The following is an 18,506-nucleotide window of genomic DNA, read 5'->3' as shown; positions in this document are numbered from 1 at the left end:
CAGAGTCTTCGCTCCTGGAAAGTACACCAAGGTGAGGTAAAGAACCACCAAACAGCCGTGTCCAAGTCGTGCGAGTGCTCGAGGTTTGGCACTATGAGAACTTGTGAGTAGCCCCGCGGATTCGACCGTTACCAACCCGTCCACTCCGCCTTGGTGGAACGAGGCAGTTTTCTACCAGATCTATCCGCGATCTTTTGCCGATTCCAACGGCGACGGCATCGGTGACCTCGGCGGAATCGAGGACAAACTCGGGTACCTGGAACTGCTGGGCGTCGACGCCCTCTGGTTGAGTCCGGTCATGCGCTCGCCGATGGCCGATCACGGGTACGACGTCTCAGACCCGCGTGACATCGATCCCCTGTTCGGCGACATTGCCGCGATGGATTCACTGATCAGCGCGGCACATGAGCGCGATATCAAGATCACGATGGACTTGGTCCCCAACCACACCAGCGACCAGCACGAATGGTTCCAAGCTGCGCTGGACTCCGCACCAGGTAGCCCGGAACGATCCCGCTACATCTTCCGCGACGGCAAGGGTGAGAACGGCACCGAACCACCCAACAACTGGCCAAGCATCTTCGGCGGCCCGGCCTGGACCCGCATCACCGATGCCGACGGAAACCCTGGGCAGTGGTACCTCCACATCTTCGCGAAGGAACAGCCCGATCTGAACTGGGACAACCCGGAGGTTTTCGAGGATCTGGCCAAGACTCTGCGCTTCTGGCTCAGCCGGGGTATCGACGGATTTCGGATCGATGTCGCCCACGGAATGGCCAAGCCGGAGGGTTTGCCGGACCATGACTGGGACCTCAACGAGCTCATGCGCAACGACGACGACGACCCGCGATTCAACAATCCGGAGGTCCACCAGATCCACCGCGGAATCCGCAAGGTCATGAACGAATTCCCCGAGGCGATGACCGTGGGAGAGATCTGGGTTCGCGACAACGAGCGCTTCGGTGAGTACATCCGTCCGGACGAGCTTCACCTCGGATTCAACTTCCGGTTGGCAGAAACCGAGTTCGCGGCGGAATCCGTGCGGGCAGCGGTGGAGAACTCCCTCGCCGCCGTAGCCGAGGTCGGCGGTGTTCCCACGTGGACGCTCTCCAATCACGATGTCGAACGTGAGGTCACCCGCTACGGCGGAGGCCAGATCGGAACTCTGCGCGCACGGGCGATGGCCTTGGTCGAGCTTGCACTGCCCGGTGCCGCCTTCATCTACAACGGCGCCGAACTCGGACTGCCAAACGTCGATCTTCCCGACGACGCCCTGCAGGATCCGGTGTGGGAACGCTCCGGTCACGCCGAGCGTGGTCGCGACGGATGCCGAGTGCCGTTGCCGTGGGAAGGAGCCGCTCCGCCCTTCGGATTCACCACAGCCTCGAGCACGTGGTTGCCGATGCCACCCGAGTGGTCGACGCTGACGGTCGAGGCTCAACTCGAGGACGTCGATTCGATGCTCTCGCTGTACCGCAGCGCCCTCGAATTGCGTTCGTCCCGACCGGAGATCTCGGGTGCCGATATCGACTGGTACGGGAGCCCTCCCGGGTGCCTGGCGTTTCGTCGACGGGGCGGTCTGATCTGTGCCCTCAACACGTCGGATGTGCCTATTTCCCTGCCCGCCGGCGACGTTATCCTCAGCAGCGCTCCCCTGGTCGACGGTCTGTTGCCCGTCAACACCGCTGCGTGGCTGATCTGAGTCGGACCTCAACTCACCGGGGATCGGTCCTGGCCGTTGTAGCCGCGGCCGTGCTGTTCGGAACCACCGGAACCGCACAGGCCTTGGCCTCGGAAAGCCTCGGATACGACCTCGATCCCCTGGCCGTCGGTTCCGCGCGGGTGGTTCTCGCTGGCCTGATCCTCGCGGTGTTTGCGTACGCGCGCGGCGGCCTCGGGTTCACTCGCTCGACCAGCCGATCCGCGCTCACGGGCGGATTCGGTGTCGCCGCATATCAATTGGGGTTCTTCACCGGAGTGCAGGCGGCGGGAGTTGCGGCAGGCACGATGATCGCACTGGGATCAGGTCCGGCGTTCACCGGCGTACTGCAGTACTTGGTGGCGCGGTGCCGGCACTCATCGCCGGACTGGGCTACGCGATCTACACCGTTGCCGGCGCACACATGATCACGGCGGGAGTGTCCACGCAGGGCGCGATGGGTCAGATGTTCGGCATCGGTGGGATCCTCCTACTACCGATCCTGATCTGGCAGTGGCCAGGTGGGCTCGATACCGGCGCCGGGGCAACCGCGGTGGTGTACCTCGTTGTGGTTCCGACCGTGTTGGCCTACCTGCTCTTCGCGGCGGCACTGCGACACCTCAACCCGGCAACCGTCGCAACGCTGACGCTGCTCGAGCCGGTAGTCGCAGCTATTCTCGGCGCAGCGGTTCTCGGCGAGGCCATCACCACAGTGGCCATGCTCGGCATGGCCACCGTCCTCGCGGCCCTCGGCTTGTTGACGGCAGGGACACTGCGTAACAGCTAGCTAGCGAGCCACCATCAGCGGAATCGACCCGCCGCGGTGGCGATAGATCGAACCGAAGCGCGCGTCGAGACGAATCCACGATCTACTGGCCCGAACCCGCACCAACTCCGTCTCATTGATTCGGTTCACATCGACGAATCCCATTGCGGTCAGCGCAAATATCGCCCGCATCGAGATCCCGGCCGTGATGCTCGGCCCACTGACCTCGAGCACCTCTTGATCGAGCAACGAGACGGGCGGTCCCGAACTGCTGCCGTGCTCCTGCGCCAAAGCATTTCCGCGCTGGGCCAATTCGATCAAGACGTGCGCCGGGACATCGTCGAGGTGCTCGAATCCTTCGGCCGGCGGCAGCGCTCCACGCCACGCCGAGTCCATCGAGAATCCCGGATCGATCAGTTCACCGGACGCGTGGGACAGTGCAGCCAACAAGGTATCCCCGGCCGCCGAGGTGTCGTCGGGATTGACGGTACCGACGATAGTGCGCGTCGCCAGGGCGTCGAACCCTGTTGCTGCCCACACACTCACGTGATCCGGGCCGCGTCGACGCATCCTGATGACGGCCGATTCGTCCAACCGCAACGCGTGCCCGATGAAGCCGGCCAAGTTCTTGCGCTCGGCTTCATCGGGCACGGTCAGCATTCGCTCATGCACGCTGCCAACGCTCCAGGTACCCACGCTCGGGACCACTGAGCCGCCGCAGTCGTTGCGTATCGATATCGAACGCCGCGATCTGCGTCGACGCGACTATGGACGGCGCGACCGAGAGTCCCGCCGACTTGGGGCGCACCTCGTATCCGATCGTAAAGTCCACGGCTCGAATCTTTTCCACCCACATCAACACGTCGAGCGGTGAATCGTCGTGCCGCAGCTGCCCCCGATACCGCACATGCAGATCCGCGACAACCGCACCGTCACGCAATGACACCGTCGGACATCCGTCGTGGAACAGCCACGGAATCCGAGCTTCTTCGAGCAGTGTCACCATGCGCGCATGGTTGACGTGTTGGAAGACGTCCATGTCGGACCATCGAACCGCCACGTCGGCATGAAATCCTTCGCTCAACGCCCTACCTCCGATCGGGTGCCCATGCTGCGCACCATGCTGCGAACCTGCCGCGCCGCTACCGAGAGCGTCGCGAGGTCAAGCGTCCCAGACTCGAAGATCTCACCGAGAGCGGCCCTCGCCCGGCTCAGCCTCGACGCGTTGGTCGCTTCCCATTCGTCGATCTTTTCCTGCGGCGATTCTCCCGGCTCACCGCCGACGAGCGCTTCCATCGTGAGCTGCCGCAACGAGCTGTACAGATCGTCACGCAACGCCAGCCGGGCCAGTGAATGCCAGCGATCCCCACGCTCGAGTCCGGACACGGCCGTGAGCAGCCAGTCGATTCCGAGATGCGCGTCAAGCGCGTAGTAGAGCTGCGCGACTTCCGCGATGTCGTGCTCGGCGATGTCGGCGATATCCGCGATGTCGAGGAGGCAGTACACGTCCAGGAGCCGGAAGACTTCGAGCGCCAGAGCTTCGGGGGCCCCACGGTCGATGACTGATTGGGCCCGGGAAAGCAGATCCGTCAATTGATGGCCGGCCAGCAAATCGGGAACAAGGGGTGCCGTCGACCGGTAGGCCGCGGAGTAGCGAGACACTTCTGCCCCCACCGCGATGGGCTGTGGCCGATTGGCGAGAAACCACCGCGAGGCTCGGTCGAGGAGTCTGCACGTTTCCACGATCAGATCGTTCTCGAGATCAGCTGCGAGTCCGACCGAACGAATCCGCCCCCACACGTCGTCGAGCGCAAACACCTCACGGACGGCTGCGTACGCCCGAATCGAATCCGTACTGCTGGCGCCGGTTTCCTCCGCAAGCCGGTACGCGTAGGTGATTCCGCCGTTGTCGATGACCTCGTTGACCAGCATGGTCGCCACGATCTGTCGGCGCAGTGGGTGGTCCTTGATCTGTGCGGCAAACCGATCGCGCACCGCACTCGGGAAATATCCGGGAATCTGTTGCGCGAAGTACTCGTTGTCCGGCAACTCCGTGGCGAGCAGATCGTCCTTGAGCGCGAGCTTCACATGCGCGGTGAGAGTCGCCAATTCCGGTGACGTCAAACCGGATCCGATAGACAGGCGCCGATCGATTTCCTTGTTGGACGGTAGTGCCTCCAGTGCGCGATCGAGTCCGCGCGAGGAGCTCAGATCGCTGATCTGCCGCCGGTGGACGGCAAGCATTTGAGGGGCGGTGACCCGCGAAATGCCCAGCAGAGCATTCTGGGCGATGTTGTCCGCCAGAACGAGGCGCGCAACATCGTCGGTCATCAAGGCCAACAACGGGTTCCGCTCATCTGCGGGTAACGCACCCGACCGAACCAACGTGTCGAGCAGGATCTTGATATTGACCTCGTGGTCGGAGCAGTCCACCCCCGCCGAGTTGTCGATCGCGTCGGTATTGATGTGTCCACCGTTGGCACTGAACTCGATTCGCCCCAGCGCCGTCACACCGAGATTGCCGCCCTCGCCGACCACCTTGACCCGTAGGTCAGCGCCGTCGACACGGACCGCATCGTTGCTCTTGTCGCCGACCTGCGCGTTGGTTTCGGCCGACGCCTTGATATAGGTACCGATGCCGCCGTTCCACAGCAGATCCACCGGTGCGGACAGGATCGCGCGCATCAATTCGGGCGGCGAGAGTTTGGTGACTCCCTCATCCAACCCCAGGGCAACGCGCACACTTTCGGCGATGGGGACGGACTTGACGGTACGGTCCCACACACCGCCGCCGTCGCTGATCAGGCTGGCTTCGTAATCCGCCCACAACGATCGCGGAAGTTCGAAGAGTCTGCCACGCTCGACAAATGATCGCGCGGCATCCGGGTTGGGGTCGAGGAAGATGTGCCGGTGATCGAATGCCCCGACCAGTCGGATGTGACGGCTCAGCAACATACCGTTGCCGAATACGTCGCCGCTCATGTCCCCGACTCCGACTACGGTGAAGTCCTCGGACTGCGTGTCGACACCGATTTCCCGGAAGTGCCGCTTGACGCTTTCCCACGCGCCGCGAGCGGTGATCCCCATTCCCTTGTGGTCGTATCCCACCGAACCACCCGAGGCAAATGCGTCGCCGAGCCAGAAGTTGTACTGCGCAGCAACGGAATTCGCCAGGTCCGAGAATGATGCCGTCCCCTTGTCCGCGGCGACGACAAGGTATCGATCCTCGTCGTCGAGTCGCACGACCCGATCCGGCGTCACCACTTCCCCGGTCTCAGGATGAACGTTGTCCGTGATGTCGAGCAGACCCGAGATGAAAGTCCGGTAGCAGGCTTTGCCGGATTCGAGTGTGGCACTGCGATCGGTTGCCGGATCTCCGGTCGGGACCGGCGGGTTCTTCACGACAAATCCGCCCTTGGCACCAACGGGGACGATGACCGCGTTCTTGACCGCCTGCGCCTTCACGAGGCCAAGCACTTCGGTCCGGAAATCTTCCCGACGGTCCGACCACCGCAGACCACCACGGGCCACCGCGCCGAACCGCAGGTGCACTCCCTCGACCTCCGGCGAGTACACAAAGATCTCGAAAGCCGGCCTGGGCTTGGGCAATTCACTGATCCGAGAAGGATCAAGCTTGATCGACAGATACCCGCGCGAGCGCCCATCCGTATCCAGGACATAGAAGTTGGTGCGCAGGGTTGCCTTCACCAGCGAAAACATTCCCCGCAGGATGCGGTCGGCATCGAGGCTGAGAACTTCGTCGATCGAGGCCCGCAGTTGCGTCTCCAACTCCTCGATACGATTCCCACCAGTCACGTTCGGATCGAACTTCGCTTCGAAAAGTTCCACCAGTGCCGCCGCAGTCCGCGGGTGCGACAGTGCGATCCCCTCGATATGAAACTGACTGTACGGAAAAGTGGCCTGCCGCAGGTATTTTGCGTAAGCCCGCAAGATGACTGCCTGCCGCCACGTCAATCCCGCCCGCAGTACAAGTTCGTTGAACCGGTCAGCCTCGGCGCGCCCGAACCACACGGCACCGAACGCCGCGGTGAACCGCTTCTGCACCTCGGTCAGCGCTACCGTGCTGGTTTCGAGTGGTACTTGGGTGTCGAGGTCCGACTGCACGGATGCCCGCAATTCCGCCGGTACAGACAACCCGAAATCGTAGATCCAGCACTTCACCCCGTCGAGTCGCTGGACCACGTGTGGCCGTTCGTCGAGCACCTCGACACCGAGCGACTGCAGTACCGGGAGAACCTGGCTCAACGAAATGGCGTCGCCGCCGACAAACAGCGTGAACCGCCACTGACCTGGTTCGGAATCCTCACCACGATAGAGCAACACGTCGATCGAACCGGGAGCCAACGCTTCGAGCCGAGAGATATCGGACAACGCGCGAGAGGGCTCGAAGTCCTCCTTGTATCCGTCGGGAAGAACCCGGATGTACCGCTGCACCAATTCCAGATCGAGGTCGGAGCGCTCACGGACGAGATCGGTGATGCGGTCGTCCCAACTACGACTGACTTCGGTCAGCAGCGCCTGAACGCGTTCACGGTTTTCTTCGGACACATCGAGTCGAATCGGTGCGCTGCCAGGCTCACGCCTGATCGTCACATGCAGCAAAGCAAGGTCGTTCTCACTCACCCTGGCTGTGTAATCCACTGTGCCTGGACCGAATTCACTCCAGAGCGTGTGCTGCATCGCCAACCGGACACGCGTTGTGTAGCGGTCGCGTGGCAGGTACACCAGGCAGGAGACAAACCGACCGAACGTGTCTTCGCGAACGAACAGCCGCACCTGACGACGCAGGCCGATGCTGTGCACCGCGTGAACAGTCTCGAACAAGGTGTCGGTGTCGCTGGAGAACAACTCCGTGCGGGGGAAGGACTGAATGACCTCGAGCATTGCCTGGCCGGAATACGAATCGAGGTCGACACCGGCGCGGCTGATCACCTCGCGCACCCGGCGCTCGATCAGCGGAATGGCAAGAACGTTTTCGTGGAGGGCCACCACGGTGAAGACGCCGAGGAACCTGTGCTCCCCCACGATGTTTCCGTCGTCGTCGAGTATCGACACCCCGACGAAGTACGGATACACGGCGCGGTGAACGGTGGCGGGGAACGACCCCTGGGTCAGGACGAGCAGCGGCCGATCCGGGAGATCGGCAACCGGCGGCAGGCTCATCGGACCGTCGGTGACGGCGTCGGATCGGAGCACACCGAGTCCACTGCCGTCCACCGTGCGGGAGCCGTCTGCAGTGCCGACGAACCGTCGATAGCCGAGCACGGCATAGTTGCCGGCAGCCATCCACCGCAGGAGGCCTGCCGTGTCGGAGAATTCTTCCGACGAGACGCGGCCGGTAGCCGAGGCTGCCGACGCCTCGAGTTCGTCGGCGATACTCAATTGCAGGGCAGTCATGGACGGGGTGTCGTCGGCGACGACGCGGACATCGGCCAACACCTTGCCCAGGTGTTCTTCGATGGCGTCGAGTTCGAAATCCTGCGCTGCCGCGTCCAACTGCACGTGCATCCAGGATTCCTGGATACCGGTGTCTCCCAAAGACTTCAAATTGCCCGAATTGTCCCGATCCGCTCGAAGGATCGGATGGGCGTACTGACTGATACCCACACCTAGGCGATTGAGCAGCGCGGTGATGGATTCGACCAACAGCGACATGTCGTCGTTGACGATCTGGATCGCCGCACCCAACTTCGCCGGATCCCAGGGACGATAGACCCGCCACACCGCCGTGCCCGGCACCCGAGTGCGCCCGAGTTCGAGATGCGCTTTCAGTACGCGATTGGATCGGCCGTTGATCACATCGCCGCTGTCACCCTCGTCGATATGTGTGAAAAAAGCCTCGCGAAGGCGCGTGAGTAACGTCGCTTCGTCGAGGCTTTCGGAATTGTGTGGTGCTCGGTCGGTCATTCCTGGCTCACATCCTGTGGGTTCTGATCACCGCGGCCAATCTCATGCTCGAGACTAGCCGCGGTGACCGCTACCTAGGGTGAACTACGCCGGAACAAGCGCTGCTTCCAGCACCAAACGCTCGCTGTCAGCGAGGGGTCTGGACTTTTCGGACACAGTGTCGAATCCGACCATCAATGCGTCACCGGATGCGCACTCCGCACCGGTGTTGTCGCGGACGACGTGCCGGACCGTGAACGAGGAAGTCCCGACATGAGTCGTGAAGATCTCGACATTCAAAGGACCCGAACGATCCGTCACCGGCTTGAGGAACTCGATGGACATCTTCCGGACAACGACGTATCCCGGACGGCCACCATGGGCGGCAAGCTTCGACGTCAGGAACTGAATGCGAGCTTCCTGCATGTACTCGGCATACCTCGTGTTGTTGACGTGACCCAACCGGTCGGAATCACCCCACCGAACCTGAACCTCACACGTGAATACGTCCGACACCGATCAGTCCCTCGTGAGCTTGCGGTGCGTGACGCGGTGCGGACGCGCGGCGTCGGGGCCGAGACGCTCGACCTTGTTCGCCTCGTAGCCTTCGAAGTTGCCTTCGTACCAGTACCACGCAGCTTCGTTGTCGCCGAAGCCGCCTTCCCACGCGAGGATGTGAGTACACGTGCGGTCCAGGAACCAGCGATCGTGCGAGATCACGACGGCGCAGCCGGGGAACTCTTCGAGAGCGTTCTCCAGCGAACCGAGGGTTTCGACGTCGAGGTCGTTGGTGGGCTCATCGAGCAGGATCAGGTTGCCGCCCTGCTTGAGCGTCATCGCCAGGTTGAGGCGGTTGCGCTCACCACCGGAGAGAACTCCGGCCGGCTTCTGCTGATCGTGGCCCTTGAATCCGAACGAGCTGATGTACGCACGCGACGGGAATTCGGTCTGACCGACAACGATGAAATCGAGCCCGTCGGACACGGTCTCCCAGACCGTCTTCTTCGGGTCGATGCCGGATCGGTTCTGGTCGACGTAGCTCAGCTTGACCGTCTGACCGATCTTGACCTCACCGGCGTCTGGCTCTTCGAGGCCGACGATGGTCTTGAACAGCGTCGTCTTACCGACACCGTTGGGGCCGATGACGCCGACGATGCCGTTGCGCGGCAGTGTGAACGAGAGGTCCTTGATCAGGACACGGCCGTCGAAGCCCTTGTCGAGGTTCTTGACCTCGACGACGACGTCACCGAGACGCGGCGGTGCCGGGATCTGGATCTCGTCGAAGTCGAGCTTGCGGGTCTTCTCGGCCTCGTTCGCCATTTCCTCGTAGCGATCGAGACGAGCCTTGTTCTTGGCCTGACGGGCCTTGGCACCGGAACGAACCCACGCGAGTTCGTCCTTGAGGCGCTTCTGCAGCTTTTGGTCCTTCTTGCCGGCAACCTCGAGGCGTGCGGCCTTCTGCTCCAGGTAGGTGGAGTAGTTGCCCTCGTACGGGTAGAGGCGACCGCGGTCGACCTCACAGATCCACTGCGCCACGTGATCGAGGAAGTAGCGATCGTGGGTGACGGCGAGGATAGCGCCGGGGTATGCAGCGAGGTGCTGCTCCAACCACAGAACCGACTCGGCGTCGAGGTGGTTGGTGGGCTCATCGAGGAGCAGGAGGTCGGGCTTGCTCAGCAGCAGCTTGCACAGCGCGACGCGACGCTTCTCACCTCCGGAGAGGTGGGTGACCATATCTTCCGGCGGCGGGCAACGAAGCGCGTCCATGGCCTGCTCGAGCTGGGAGTCGATCTCCCAGGCGTCAGCATGGTCGAGCTTCTCCTGAAGCTCACCCATCTCTTCCATGAGCTCGTCGGAGTAGTCCGTAGCCATGAGCTCGGCGATCTCGTTGTATCGCTTGAGCTGAACCATGGTCTCGCCGAGGCCTTCTTCGACGTTCTCGCGAACGGTCTTGGTCTCGTCGAGCTGCGGCTCCTGCATGAGGATGCCGACGGATGCGCCGGGGGCAAGGAAGGCCTCGCCGTTGCCCGGCTGATCCAGCCCGGCCATGATCTTGAGGATGCTGGACTTACCAGCGCCATTGGGTCCGACGACACCGATCTTCGCGCCGGGGTAAAAGCTCATCGTGACGTCATCGAGGATGACCTTGTCACCGTGCGCCTTGCGCACCTTCTTCATCGTGTAAATGAACTCAGCCATGACCGCCAGCCTATCGGTGTTTGTCGCATTACCCACATTGCGTCGACGGGTTCACACGCTCTGCAGTTCGGTCGGCAGTTCCAAGGCTTCGCTGGAAGAAGCTGCGAGAAGCTGCGCGTACCGTCCGCCTTGTTGCACCAGTTGGTCGTGTGTGCCCTTCTCGACGACAACACCCTGATCCAGAACAGCGATCAGATCCGCGTCACGGACCGTGGAAAGCCTGTGCGCCACAACCAAAGTGGTGCGTCCGACCATCAGTTCGTCGAGTGCGTCCTGCAGCGCGCGCTCAGTGCGGTTGTCCAACGCACTCGTCGCTTCGTCGAGAACGAGAATCGGCGGATTCCGCAGGACTGTCCGTGCGATGGCGATGCGTTGCTTCTCACCTCCGGAGAAGCGGTAACCGCGCTCACCCACCATGGTGTCGTAACCGTCATCCAGGCCGGAGATGAACTCGTGAATCTGGGCGATCCGCGCAGCTTGCTCGATCTCGTCATCGGTTGCATCCGGTTTTGCGAACCGCAGATTCTCGCGAATCGTCGTGTGGAACAGATATGTCTCCTGCGATACAACGCCGACCAGATCCGAGACCGTCGCCAGATCGAGGTCCCGCAGATCGACGTCGTCGATCCTGACCGATCCCGCCGTCGGGTCGTACAGCCGCGCGGCCAGGTAACCAAGGGTGGTCTTGCCAGAACCGGTGGAGCCGACAAGCGCCAGTGTTCCGCCGGCCGGGACTGTGAGGTCGATGTTGTCGAGAATCTTGCGCTCTGTTCCCGGATATGAGAAGTCGACATGATCGAATCGCAGTTCGCCCGACAGTGCCGATACGTCGAACTCCTTCGACTCTTCCGGATCAGCGATGTCGATCGGCAGGTCCAGGTACTCGAACACGCGACTGAACAATGCCATGGAACTCTGCACCTCGACGCCCGTGTTGAGCAGCATCATGGTGGGCCGGAACAACTGAGTCTGCAAGGTCGTGAACGCGACCAGCGTGCCGACGGTGATGGTGTTGCCGTGGTCGAGCGTGAATCCCGCAAACCAGTAGACCAGTGCCGGCATGGCCGCAAACGTGATCGACATCGACGCCATGCGCCACTTACCGGCCATCATCGCTCGGAGTTCGACGTCGGCGACCTCGGCCGAGCGTTCGGCGAAGCGGTCGGTCAACGCGGACTTCGCACCGGTTGTCTTTCCCAGCAGAATGCCGCTGACCGAGAGTGATTCCTCAACTTGAACGGACAGATCGCTGAGCAACTTCTGCCGCTTGCCTGAGATCTTGCGGCGCTCGTTACCGATCTTGCGGGCGATCCGGATGAACACCGGCAGGATCGCCAGCGAGAAGATCGCCAGTCGCCAGTCGAGCAGGAAGAGCGCAACTATCGTCGCTGCAACGGTGGTCGCGTTCTGCGCAATCGACGTGGCTGTGTTGGTGACAACCGATTGCATTCCGCCGATATCGTTGGCGATACGTGACTGCACCTCACCGGTCCTGGTTCTCGCGAAGAACCCCAGCGACTGATTCTGCAGGTGCGTGTACACCCGGACACGCAGTTGGTGCATCAGTTTCTGGCCGATGCTGTTGGACATCCACGTCTGCACAACACCGAGACAACTGGTGATCACGGCAATCGCGATCATGCCGATTGCCAGGATGCTGACCAGTCCGAGGTCCTTGTCCGGGATTGCCTTGTCGAGCATTTCGCGCAGGAGCAGTGGGCTACCCAAGGCCACAATGGCGCTGAGCGTGATGACCGCCGTGACGATGGCGATCTGTGTCCGATACGGCGTGAACAGCTCGAGGACACGTCGTGGTGATACGGGGTCCGCCGGAGTGGTCTCGACAGCGGAGTTTTCGAAATCTCTGATGTGATCTGGTTTCACGTTTACCTCCTGGAGGCTTTCTCACCTTAATTTCATATTGATGAGGTTACCTCACTATGAGGCTGACACCAACAACGCTAGACTGACGCCATGCATTCCCGAGAGCGCGAACTCACCGATGTCGTGTTGTCCGTGGCGCGAACCATTCGACGACGCCAGGTCGCGGCCCTCGAGCCATTTGGCCTCTCCCCGTCACAGAGTCGTGCTCTGAGAGTGCTCACCCGAGTAGGCGAACCGGTCCGATTGGGCTTTCTCGCGGAAAAGCTGCGCATCGTTCCCCGCTCCGCCACGGATGTCGTGGATTCCCTCGAAGCGGCGGGATGGGTCAAGCGCACTCCCGACCCCCATGACCGACGAGCAGTGCTCCTCGAGCTCACCGATGCCGGTGCCGCCCTCGCGGCCGAGGTCGCACAGGCTCAACGCCGAGAATCCGCAGATATCTTCGACGACCTCGACAAATCCGAACGAGCTGTTCTGACCGAATTGCTCGAGCGAGTAGACGCGGGGCACGACCACGGCCGCCCCCGCGACTGCCCGAAAACTCGCGCCTAAACCTAAGCCGCCGCAGTCTCTGTCTCTGTCGGTTCGTCCCCTGACACAGGTTTGCTGTGCCGTTCGATCTTTGCGATACACCGGGCAAGGTCGGGCCCCACCGCAGTTGCTCTCATCTCCAGATCGGAACGAGCAATCCCCTCCTTCGTGGTGTATTCGTTGGTGCGCAACTCCCCCGTCGCCATCACCGGATCACCCTTCATGATGGATGCTCCGACGCCGGTGACCAGCCGTCGCCAACACGTGACCGTGAGGTAGAGCGTCGCGCCGTCGGTCCATTCCCCGGTCACCGCATCCTTACGTCGTGCGTTGCTGGCCATCCGAAAGCTCAGCACCTCTTCACCATTGGTGGTTTGCCGCTTCACCGGATTGGTGATGACGGTGCCGACAACCGTTGCAGATGTCTCGTACATGTTCCATCCCCCTTGAATCTCTTTGCCCACTGAATCCCACCTGAAAGATTCTGAATCGAAAACAGAATTGCCGTCACAATCAAAATGAACCTGGGGATGAACACAGTGCCTGTGGAAAAACAGCACTGCCCGGACCAGTTGGTCCGGGCAGTGTCGGTGTGTGGTGCTAGGTGTTACGGCCGCCATTGACCCCGAGGATCTGCCCGGTGATGTAGCTGGCGTCGTCCGAGATCAGGAAGGCACAGGCCGCCGCGATGTCTTCGGGCTTGCCGACCCGACGGACCGGCGTCGTCAAGATATGGTCATCGACGCTTCCACCGAGTCGATTGAGTTCCTCGTCGCGTCGCAGCAACGGAGTGTCGACGAATCCGGGTGGCACTGCGTTCACCGTGATACCCAATGGACCGAATTCGAGGGCCAAAGATTTTGTCAGCCCGTTGACCGCGGACTTCGCCGCAACGTAGTGCGCCATGTATGGCTGACCCGAATGCGCACTGGAAGAAGAGATATTGACGATCCGGCCCCACTTTCCCGCGATCATGTCGGGCAGCGCCGCCTGGGTGCAGTGATAGGTCCCGTTCAAGCTGACTCCGATGACCTTCTGCCATTCGTCGAAGTCGATGTCGACAAAGCGGCCGTTTCCGACGATGCCTGCCGCATTGACGAGAACAGTGATCGGACCGAGCCGTTCGCGAATCGCGGCCATTGCCGCATCGACCTGCTCGCGACTGGTGACGTCTGCGGTGTGGGCATTCTCGGAGTCACTCGGCGTCCAATCGATGGTGGCAACCTGATAGCCGTCGGAGTCCAGACGCCGAGCGATGGCCTGACCTATTCCCGAAGCCCCTCCGGTAATGACAGCAGTCTTTGTCATCAGGGCACCGGCTCGAAGATCGCATCCATGGTTGATGCGCCGGTATCCGGCACCCTCGGTTGCGACCAGGCCTCGATGGGAAACGACACGTTGATCAGCGAATAACACAGTTGCAGTAGCCGATAGGCGTCGTCAGGCAAAGCATCGAGCGGGAACTCGTCGAGATAATTCCCCGCGTCCAACAATCGAGGCAAGGCTGCGTCGTAGAACGTCTGCAGTTCGGTCATGTTGCTGGACAAGCGCTTTGCATAGCGCTCAGCTTCGGTGGGCAGTGCCCACTCCGCGAAGGGTTCGAGATCCGCGAAGGCAACGGGCAAAGTGTTGGGCATCTGTTTTTCTCCTGATTCCTTTTACTCCGTGGCGAGTTACGTACGTAGCAAAATCTCGTCGACAAACCGCTGCGAGGCGGTGTGCAGGTGACGGACCAGCACTTCCTGATCGCACAGTAGAAAATGCGATACAGCTCTCGACTCGAGCATTGTCTGCGTAGCTTCGAGCGTGTTGCAGTCCTGGAGACCGAACTCCTTGAAGGTGACCGCAGCCATTTCCTGCCGCATACGCTCGGTGGCGTTCTTCGGTGGCGGCATGTACAGCGTGCCTTCAAAGGTGTGCTCGTTGTAGGCGGTTGGCCAGTAGTGGTAGGTGAGGTACCACCCGGGTTCCCACACCACGATCATGAAATTCGGGAACAGGACGTAGGAGTCGAGACCCCAGGATTTATGCTTCGTCGGATTGAGTCCGGTTGGCAGCGTGGCAAGTTCGGGGAAATCGGGTTTGTCCCATGGACCGAAGTTGCCACTACGCAACAGTCGCTCCGTCGGTTTCACCATCATCGGATCCTTCGGCGGAGCCATGCCTCCCCACGAAGACACCATTCCGTGTGGTCCGTCGATGTCGTACGCGAGCGCCTCGAAACCGTAGCTCTTGAGCTTGTTGGACTCGTCGGACACGTACTGCTTCGAATGAAGGATCGGCGCGTGATAGAACTCGGCGAATGCGTCGATATAGAGCTTCCAGTTGCTGCGCACGTGCGCCTGATACTTGTAGACCTGAGTCATCCGGCCGAACGGATAGCCCGTCATGCCGGCAGCGAACTTTCCGAGGTAGTCATCCAGCGAAATCGTGTTTGTATCATCGAAATTGACGAATACGAACCCTTCCCACACATCGACCTGCAGCGGAACCAAGCCGTTCCCGGCACTCGACCAGGCAGTCACGGACTCGTCGGCGCCGCGAGTAACGACTACTGAGGCGCGGACTGCGTCGATCACCCGGATGAAGTAACTTCCGGGAACAGGCGCCTGCTCGACTCGACCTACGTTGAGCCAGGTGTGGCCGAAGACGGCTTCGCGCTCGACTTCGAAATACTCGGGGCTGATCGAATCCTCGAACGTAATCGGCCCGGTATCCAAGCCGAAATGCTCAGTCCAACTTCCCTCGGGCGGCTTCGGAAAATGCGGCATCTGTGCGTCCCTTTCCAATCCCAACAACATGACCGACGGTCAACATACGGGTTCCTGTAACATATGGACCGCCGGTCAACTTGTCAATCAAAGGCGTGCTCATGGGTCAGGAATTGAAACGGGAGCGCAGCGATGCAGCTCGAAATCGTCGAGCGATTCTCGACGTGACAGAGTCACTTCTCGCGCAGTTCGGGGCCGAACACGTCTCCATCGACCAGATAGCCACAGCGGCAGGGGTCGGCAAGGGCACGATCTTCCATCGATTCGGAAGTCGTGCGGGATTGATGCGAGCGCTGGTTCTCGAGCGCGCTCAGACTCTGCGCGACGCGGTCAACGAAGGCGACCCGCCACTGGGACCAGGTGCACCCGCGTCCGACAGATTGCTTGCTTTTTTCGACGCGATGTTCCGGCTGATCGTCGACAACGTCGAACTGATGATTGCGTACGACAACGCCACCACCGATTCACAAGCCGAAGAAATCAATGCCTTCTGGCATCGTCACATCACCGAGTTGCTCAAAGTGGCCACACCTGATGTCGACGCCGTGGTGATGTCCAGAGTGCTACTGAGCGTTCTCAACCCCGACGTCGTCCTTCACCACATCCGAACGCGACAAACCGAGCGCCTCGCCGCTTCGGTTCACGGCCTCGTCGCAGCCGTGGTCGCGCAATCCTGAGGGATCAGCGCGGGCCCCAGCCCTCACGGTCGCGCCTGGCAAGTTCGGCAAACATCGCATTGTGCGCGGCCAGGTCTGCGTCGTGATCGCGCTCGGCTGCGCGGTCCGTTCGCACGGCCGTTTTCCGGTCGGAGCGTGACCACTGCACCAGCAGGGCGAGCATGACCACCATCAGCGGGATCTCACCCGTAGCCCAGGCGATACTGCCGCCCAACTTCTGATCACCCAGAAGATCGTCGTTCCAGCCCAAGCCAAGTGAACGGAAGAACTCGCCGCCCATGATCGTGGTGGTGCTCATCAAGGCGATACCGAAGAACGCGTGGAACGGGAGCGAGCCGAAGACCATGGCCAGTTTGGTCACGGGTTGGAGTTGGCGCGGCGACGGGTCGACTCCGATCGCCACCCAGTAGAAGAGATAGCCGCTGAGAATGAAGTGCAGGTTCATCAGCAGGTGCGCACTGTGGGAATCGACCGTGGCTCCGTAGATACCGCCGAGGTAGAGCACGTAGAAGCCGCCGACAAAGAGAACCGCAGCAACAATCGGGTGAGTGATGAATCGCGAGAACGGACTGTGCAGGGCAACGAGTATCCACTCACGAATGCCGGGTACACCGTCCTTGCCCGCGGGTTCGAGAGCGCGCAACGCCAACGTGATGGGCGCGCCCAAAACCAACAGAACGGGCGCCAGCATCGACAGCGCCATGTGTCCGGCCATGTGAACGCTGAACACCGCGGTCGCGTATTTGCCCACGCCCGACGAGGTCGCGATCAGCAGGACCGCGCATCCGATCATCCAGGAGATGGTGCGGCCGACAGGCCAGGAATCGCCACGCTTCGACAGCTTGCGCAGGCCGAGAAAATACAGAACCGCAGCGACGATCGCGGCTGTGCCGAACATCAAATCGAAACGCCACTCGGTTACGAATGCCATGAACGACGGCGGGTCCGGCAGGTTGTAGCCGAGTTCGACCTCGGGAATGGTCGGGATGCTCGTCGGCGGAGGCGGCGGTGTGCGGCCTAGGCCGATTGCCAGCCCGATGGTGGCAGCAAAGATGATGCCTTCGCCGCCGGCGAAACGGATCAGCGCCGAGCGGGAGTTCGGGTTCTCGGCGAGCGCAGGCAACGCGCGACTGCGCTGCAACCACCCGAAGAATCCGAGGACGATCAACGCAACGATCTTCGCGACGATCAGGCGACCGTACGTCGTCGTGAACAGGTCGTCGAGTGGGAGACGCACAATCGCGTTGATGACACCACTGAAACCCATGACGACAAAACAAATGGTGGCGACCGTCGAAAAGCGCTGAGCAGCGACATCCGTGTGGTCACCGCCGCGGCGAGCGTGAGCCAGGAGCGCAAACAATCCACCAGCCCACAGCGACGCCGCAACGAGGTGCAAGATCAGGCTGTTGGTAGCAATGTCGTGCGAGCCCCCCGACGACGAGTGCCCGGTGAGAGCGAGGGGCATAAGGCCGAGCAAGCCGACCACCAGCAGCAACGGCGTCCACCACCAGCGCAGTGTCAGCCGAGCCAGAATTGCCAGGACCACAGCTATGACGGCCGTCCAGCGCCAGGCACCGGCGATTTCCACCTGATCGAGTCCGGACCACAGATTTGCCGGTTTGATCGCTTCGGAGAACGGCTGACCCGACGTATCGGAGAGCGTCAGCGGGATCAGCACCAGCGAACATGCCGCCCACACGATCGCGGCGTGCGATGCTGTCCGGACCGCTCGATAGCCGTCGACGTCGAGCACACCGGACTTTTGTGGTGGCACGAAAAACGCCGCCAACAGCAGTGAGCCGATCGCGATGACAGCGGCAACCTCGGCAACAGCGCGAACTGCGGGCAGCCCATATGTCGTGATCGCGCCGGGGTCGGGAATGCCGAGCAGGGTCAACGCCTGAGATGCGGAAAACCCGACGACGAGAGCTGCGACCATCCCGGCAATCAGTCCACAGACCACAAAGATTGCGGTCGAAGAAGCGCGGACGCTCGTTTGTGGAGGGGACTGCGTCTGCGCAAGGTCGGGTGTAGCCATAGCTACCAGGGTAGGACCTATGGGATCGTCG

At 61.6% G+C, this 18,506-nt stretch carries 16 protein-coding genes; 5 read left to right on the top strand and 11 right to left on the bottom strand.

From position 1 onward, the window contains the following. The first annotated feature begins 103 nt into the window (after positions 1–103). Genes RG2_RS09045 through RG2_RS32245 form a run of 3 tightly spaced genes read left to right on the top strand, consistent with a single transcriptional unit; the run spans position 104 to position 2,486 of the window. The gene (locus tag RG2_RS09045; RefSeq protein ID WP_033232836.1) at positions 104–1,702 is read left to right on the top strand and encodes a glycoside hydrolase family 13 protein; all 1,599 of its coding nucleotides are present in this window, start codon (positions 104–106) and stop codon (positions 1,700–1,702) included. Beyond that, positions 1,690–2,127, top strand: a complete 438-nt coding sequence (locus RG2_RS32250) for an EamA family transporter (protein WP_230590054.1) — start codon at positions 1,690–1,692, stop codon at positions 2,125–2,127. Before RG2_RS09045 ends, RG2_RS32250 begins: the two co-directional genes overlap by 13 nt. Then, complete coding sequence (locus tag RG2_RS32245; RefSeq protein WP_230590053.1) at positions 2,067–2,486, top strand: EamA family transporter; 420 nt, start codon at positions 2,067–2,069, stop codon at positions 2,484–2,486. The genes RG2_RS32250 and RG2_RS32245 overlap by 61 nt, the downstream gene beginning before the upstream one ends. Here the strand turns inward: RG2_RS32245 and RG2_RS09035 are convergent, their stop codons facing one another. The 6 genes from RG2_RS09035 to RG2_RS09010 all read right to left on the bottom strand — a co-directional run bounded on the left by RG2_RS09035 (position 2,487) and on the right by RG2_RS09010 (position 12,455). Then, positions 2,487–3,137: a DUF8010 domain-containing protein gene (locus RG2_RS09035; protein WP_033232834.1), complete on the bottom strand. Its 651-nt coding sequence runs from the start codon at positions 3,135–3,137 to the stop codon at positions 2,487–2,489. It lies immediately after the preceding gene. After that, positions 3,130–3,549 (bottom strand): acyl-CoA thioesterase, encoded by a 420-nt coding sequence (locus tag RG2_RS09030; protein WP_033232832.1) that lies wholly within the window; start codon positions 3,547–3,549, stop codon positions 3,130–3,132. The genes RG2_RS09035 and RG2_RS09030 overlap by 8 nt, the downstream gene beginning before the upstream one ends. Then, positions 3,546–8,393: an NAD-glutamate dehydrogenase gene (locus RG2_RS09025; RefSeq protein WP_033232830.1), complete on the bottom strand. Its 4,848-nt coding sequence runs from the start codon at positions 8,391–8,393 to the stop codon at positions 3,546–3,548. The genes RG2_RS09030 and RG2_RS09025 overlap by 4 nt, the downstream gene beginning before the upstream one ends. 84 nt (positions 8,394–8,477) lie before the next feature. After that, a complete protein-coding gene (locus RG2_RS09020; RefSeq protein ID WP_033232828.1) occupies positions 8,478–8,888 on the bottom strand; it encodes an acyl-CoA thioesterase in 411 nt (136 codons plus the stop codon). Between the two features lie 3 nt (positions 8,889–8,891). Then, the gene (gene ettA, locus RG2_RS09015; RefSeq protein ID WP_033232826.1) at positions 8,892–10,571 is read right to left on the bottom strand and encodes an energy-dependent translational throttle protein EttA; all 1,680 of its coding nucleotides are present in this window, start codon (positions 10,569–10,571) and stop codon (positions 8,892–8,894) included. A 51-nt stretch (positions 10,572–10,622) separates the two neighbouring features. After that, positions 10,623–12,455, bottom strand: coding sequence for an ABC transporter ATP-binding protein (locus RG2_RS09010; protein ID WP_033232824.1), 1,833 nt, complete (start codon positions 12,453–12,455; stop codon positions 10,623–10,625). A gap of 90 nt (positions 12,456–12,545) precedes the next feature. Here RG2_RS09010 and RG2_RS09005 point away from each other — a divergent pair, with 90 nt between their 5' ends. Beyond that, a complete protein-coding gene (locus RG2_RS09005; protein WP_033232822.1) occupies positions 12,546–13,007 on the top strand; it encodes a MarR family winged helix-turn-helix transcriptional regulator in 462 nt (153 codons plus the stop codon). A 2-nt stretch (positions 13,008–13,009) separates the two neighbouring features. Here RG2_RS09005 and RG2_RS09000 read toward each other — a convergent pair whose 3' ends face one another. From RG2_RS09000 to RG2_RS08985, 4 genes are all read right to left on the bottom strand, one after another. Next, on the bottom strand, positions 13,010–13,420 hold the full coding sequence (locus RG2_RS09000) for a single-stranded DNA-binding protein (protein WP_033232820.1): 411 nt from the start codon (positions 13,418–13,420) through the stop codon (positions 13,010–13,012). Positions 13,421–13,586: 166 nt separating this feature from the next. Next, positions 13,587–14,294, bottom strand: coding sequence for an SDR family NAD(P)-dependent oxidoreductase (locus tag RG2_RS08995; protein ID WP_033232818.1), 708 nt, complete (start codon positions 14,292–14,294; stop codon positions 13,587–13,589). Then, positions 14,294–14,623, bottom strand: a complete 330-nt coding sequence (locus tag RG2_RS08990; RefSeq protein WP_033232816.1) for a hypothetical protein — start codon at positions 14,621–14,623, stop codon at positions 14,294–14,296. Before RG2_RS08990 ends, RG2_RS08995 begins: the two co-directional genes overlap by 1 nt. Positions 14,624–14,659: 36 nt before the next feature. Further along, positions 14,660–15,757 carry an aromatic ring-hydroxylating dioxygenase subunit alpha gene (locus tag RG2_RS08985; RefSeq protein ID WP_033232814.1) on the bottom strand — a complete coding sequence of 366 codons (1,098 nt, stop codon included), beginning with the start codon at positions 15,755–15,757 and terminating at the stop codon, positions 14,660–14,662. 101 nt (positions 15,758–15,858) lie between these two features. Between RG2_RS08985 and RG2_RS08980 the strand changes: the two genes are divergently transcribed. Further along, positions 15,859–16,434 (top strand): TetR/AcrR family transcriptional regulator, encoded by a 576-nt coding sequence (locus tag RG2_RS08980; protein ID WP_033232812.1) that lies wholly within the window; start codon positions 15,859–15,861, stop codon positions 16,432–16,434. A gap of 4 nt (positions 16,435–16,438) precedes the next feature. Here the strand turns inward: RG2_RS08980 and RG2_RS08975 are convergent, their stop codons facing one another. Beyond that, a complete protein-coding gene (locus tag RG2_RS08975; protein WP_033232810.1) occupies positions 16,439–18,475 on the bottom strand; it encodes a bifunctional copper resistance protein CopD/cytochrome c oxidase assembly protein in 2,037 nt (678 codons plus the stop codon). Positions 18,476–18,506 lie beyond the last annotated feature (31 nt).

This window comes from Rhodococcus globerulus NBRC 14531 (assembly GCF_001894805.1).
Taxonomy (GTDB): domain Bacteria; phylum Actinomycetota; class Actinomycetes; order Mycobacteriales; family Mycobacteriaceae; genus Rhodococcus_F; species Rhodococcus_F globerula.
This window is presented reverse-complemented; position numbering and strand designations above follow the sequence as displayed.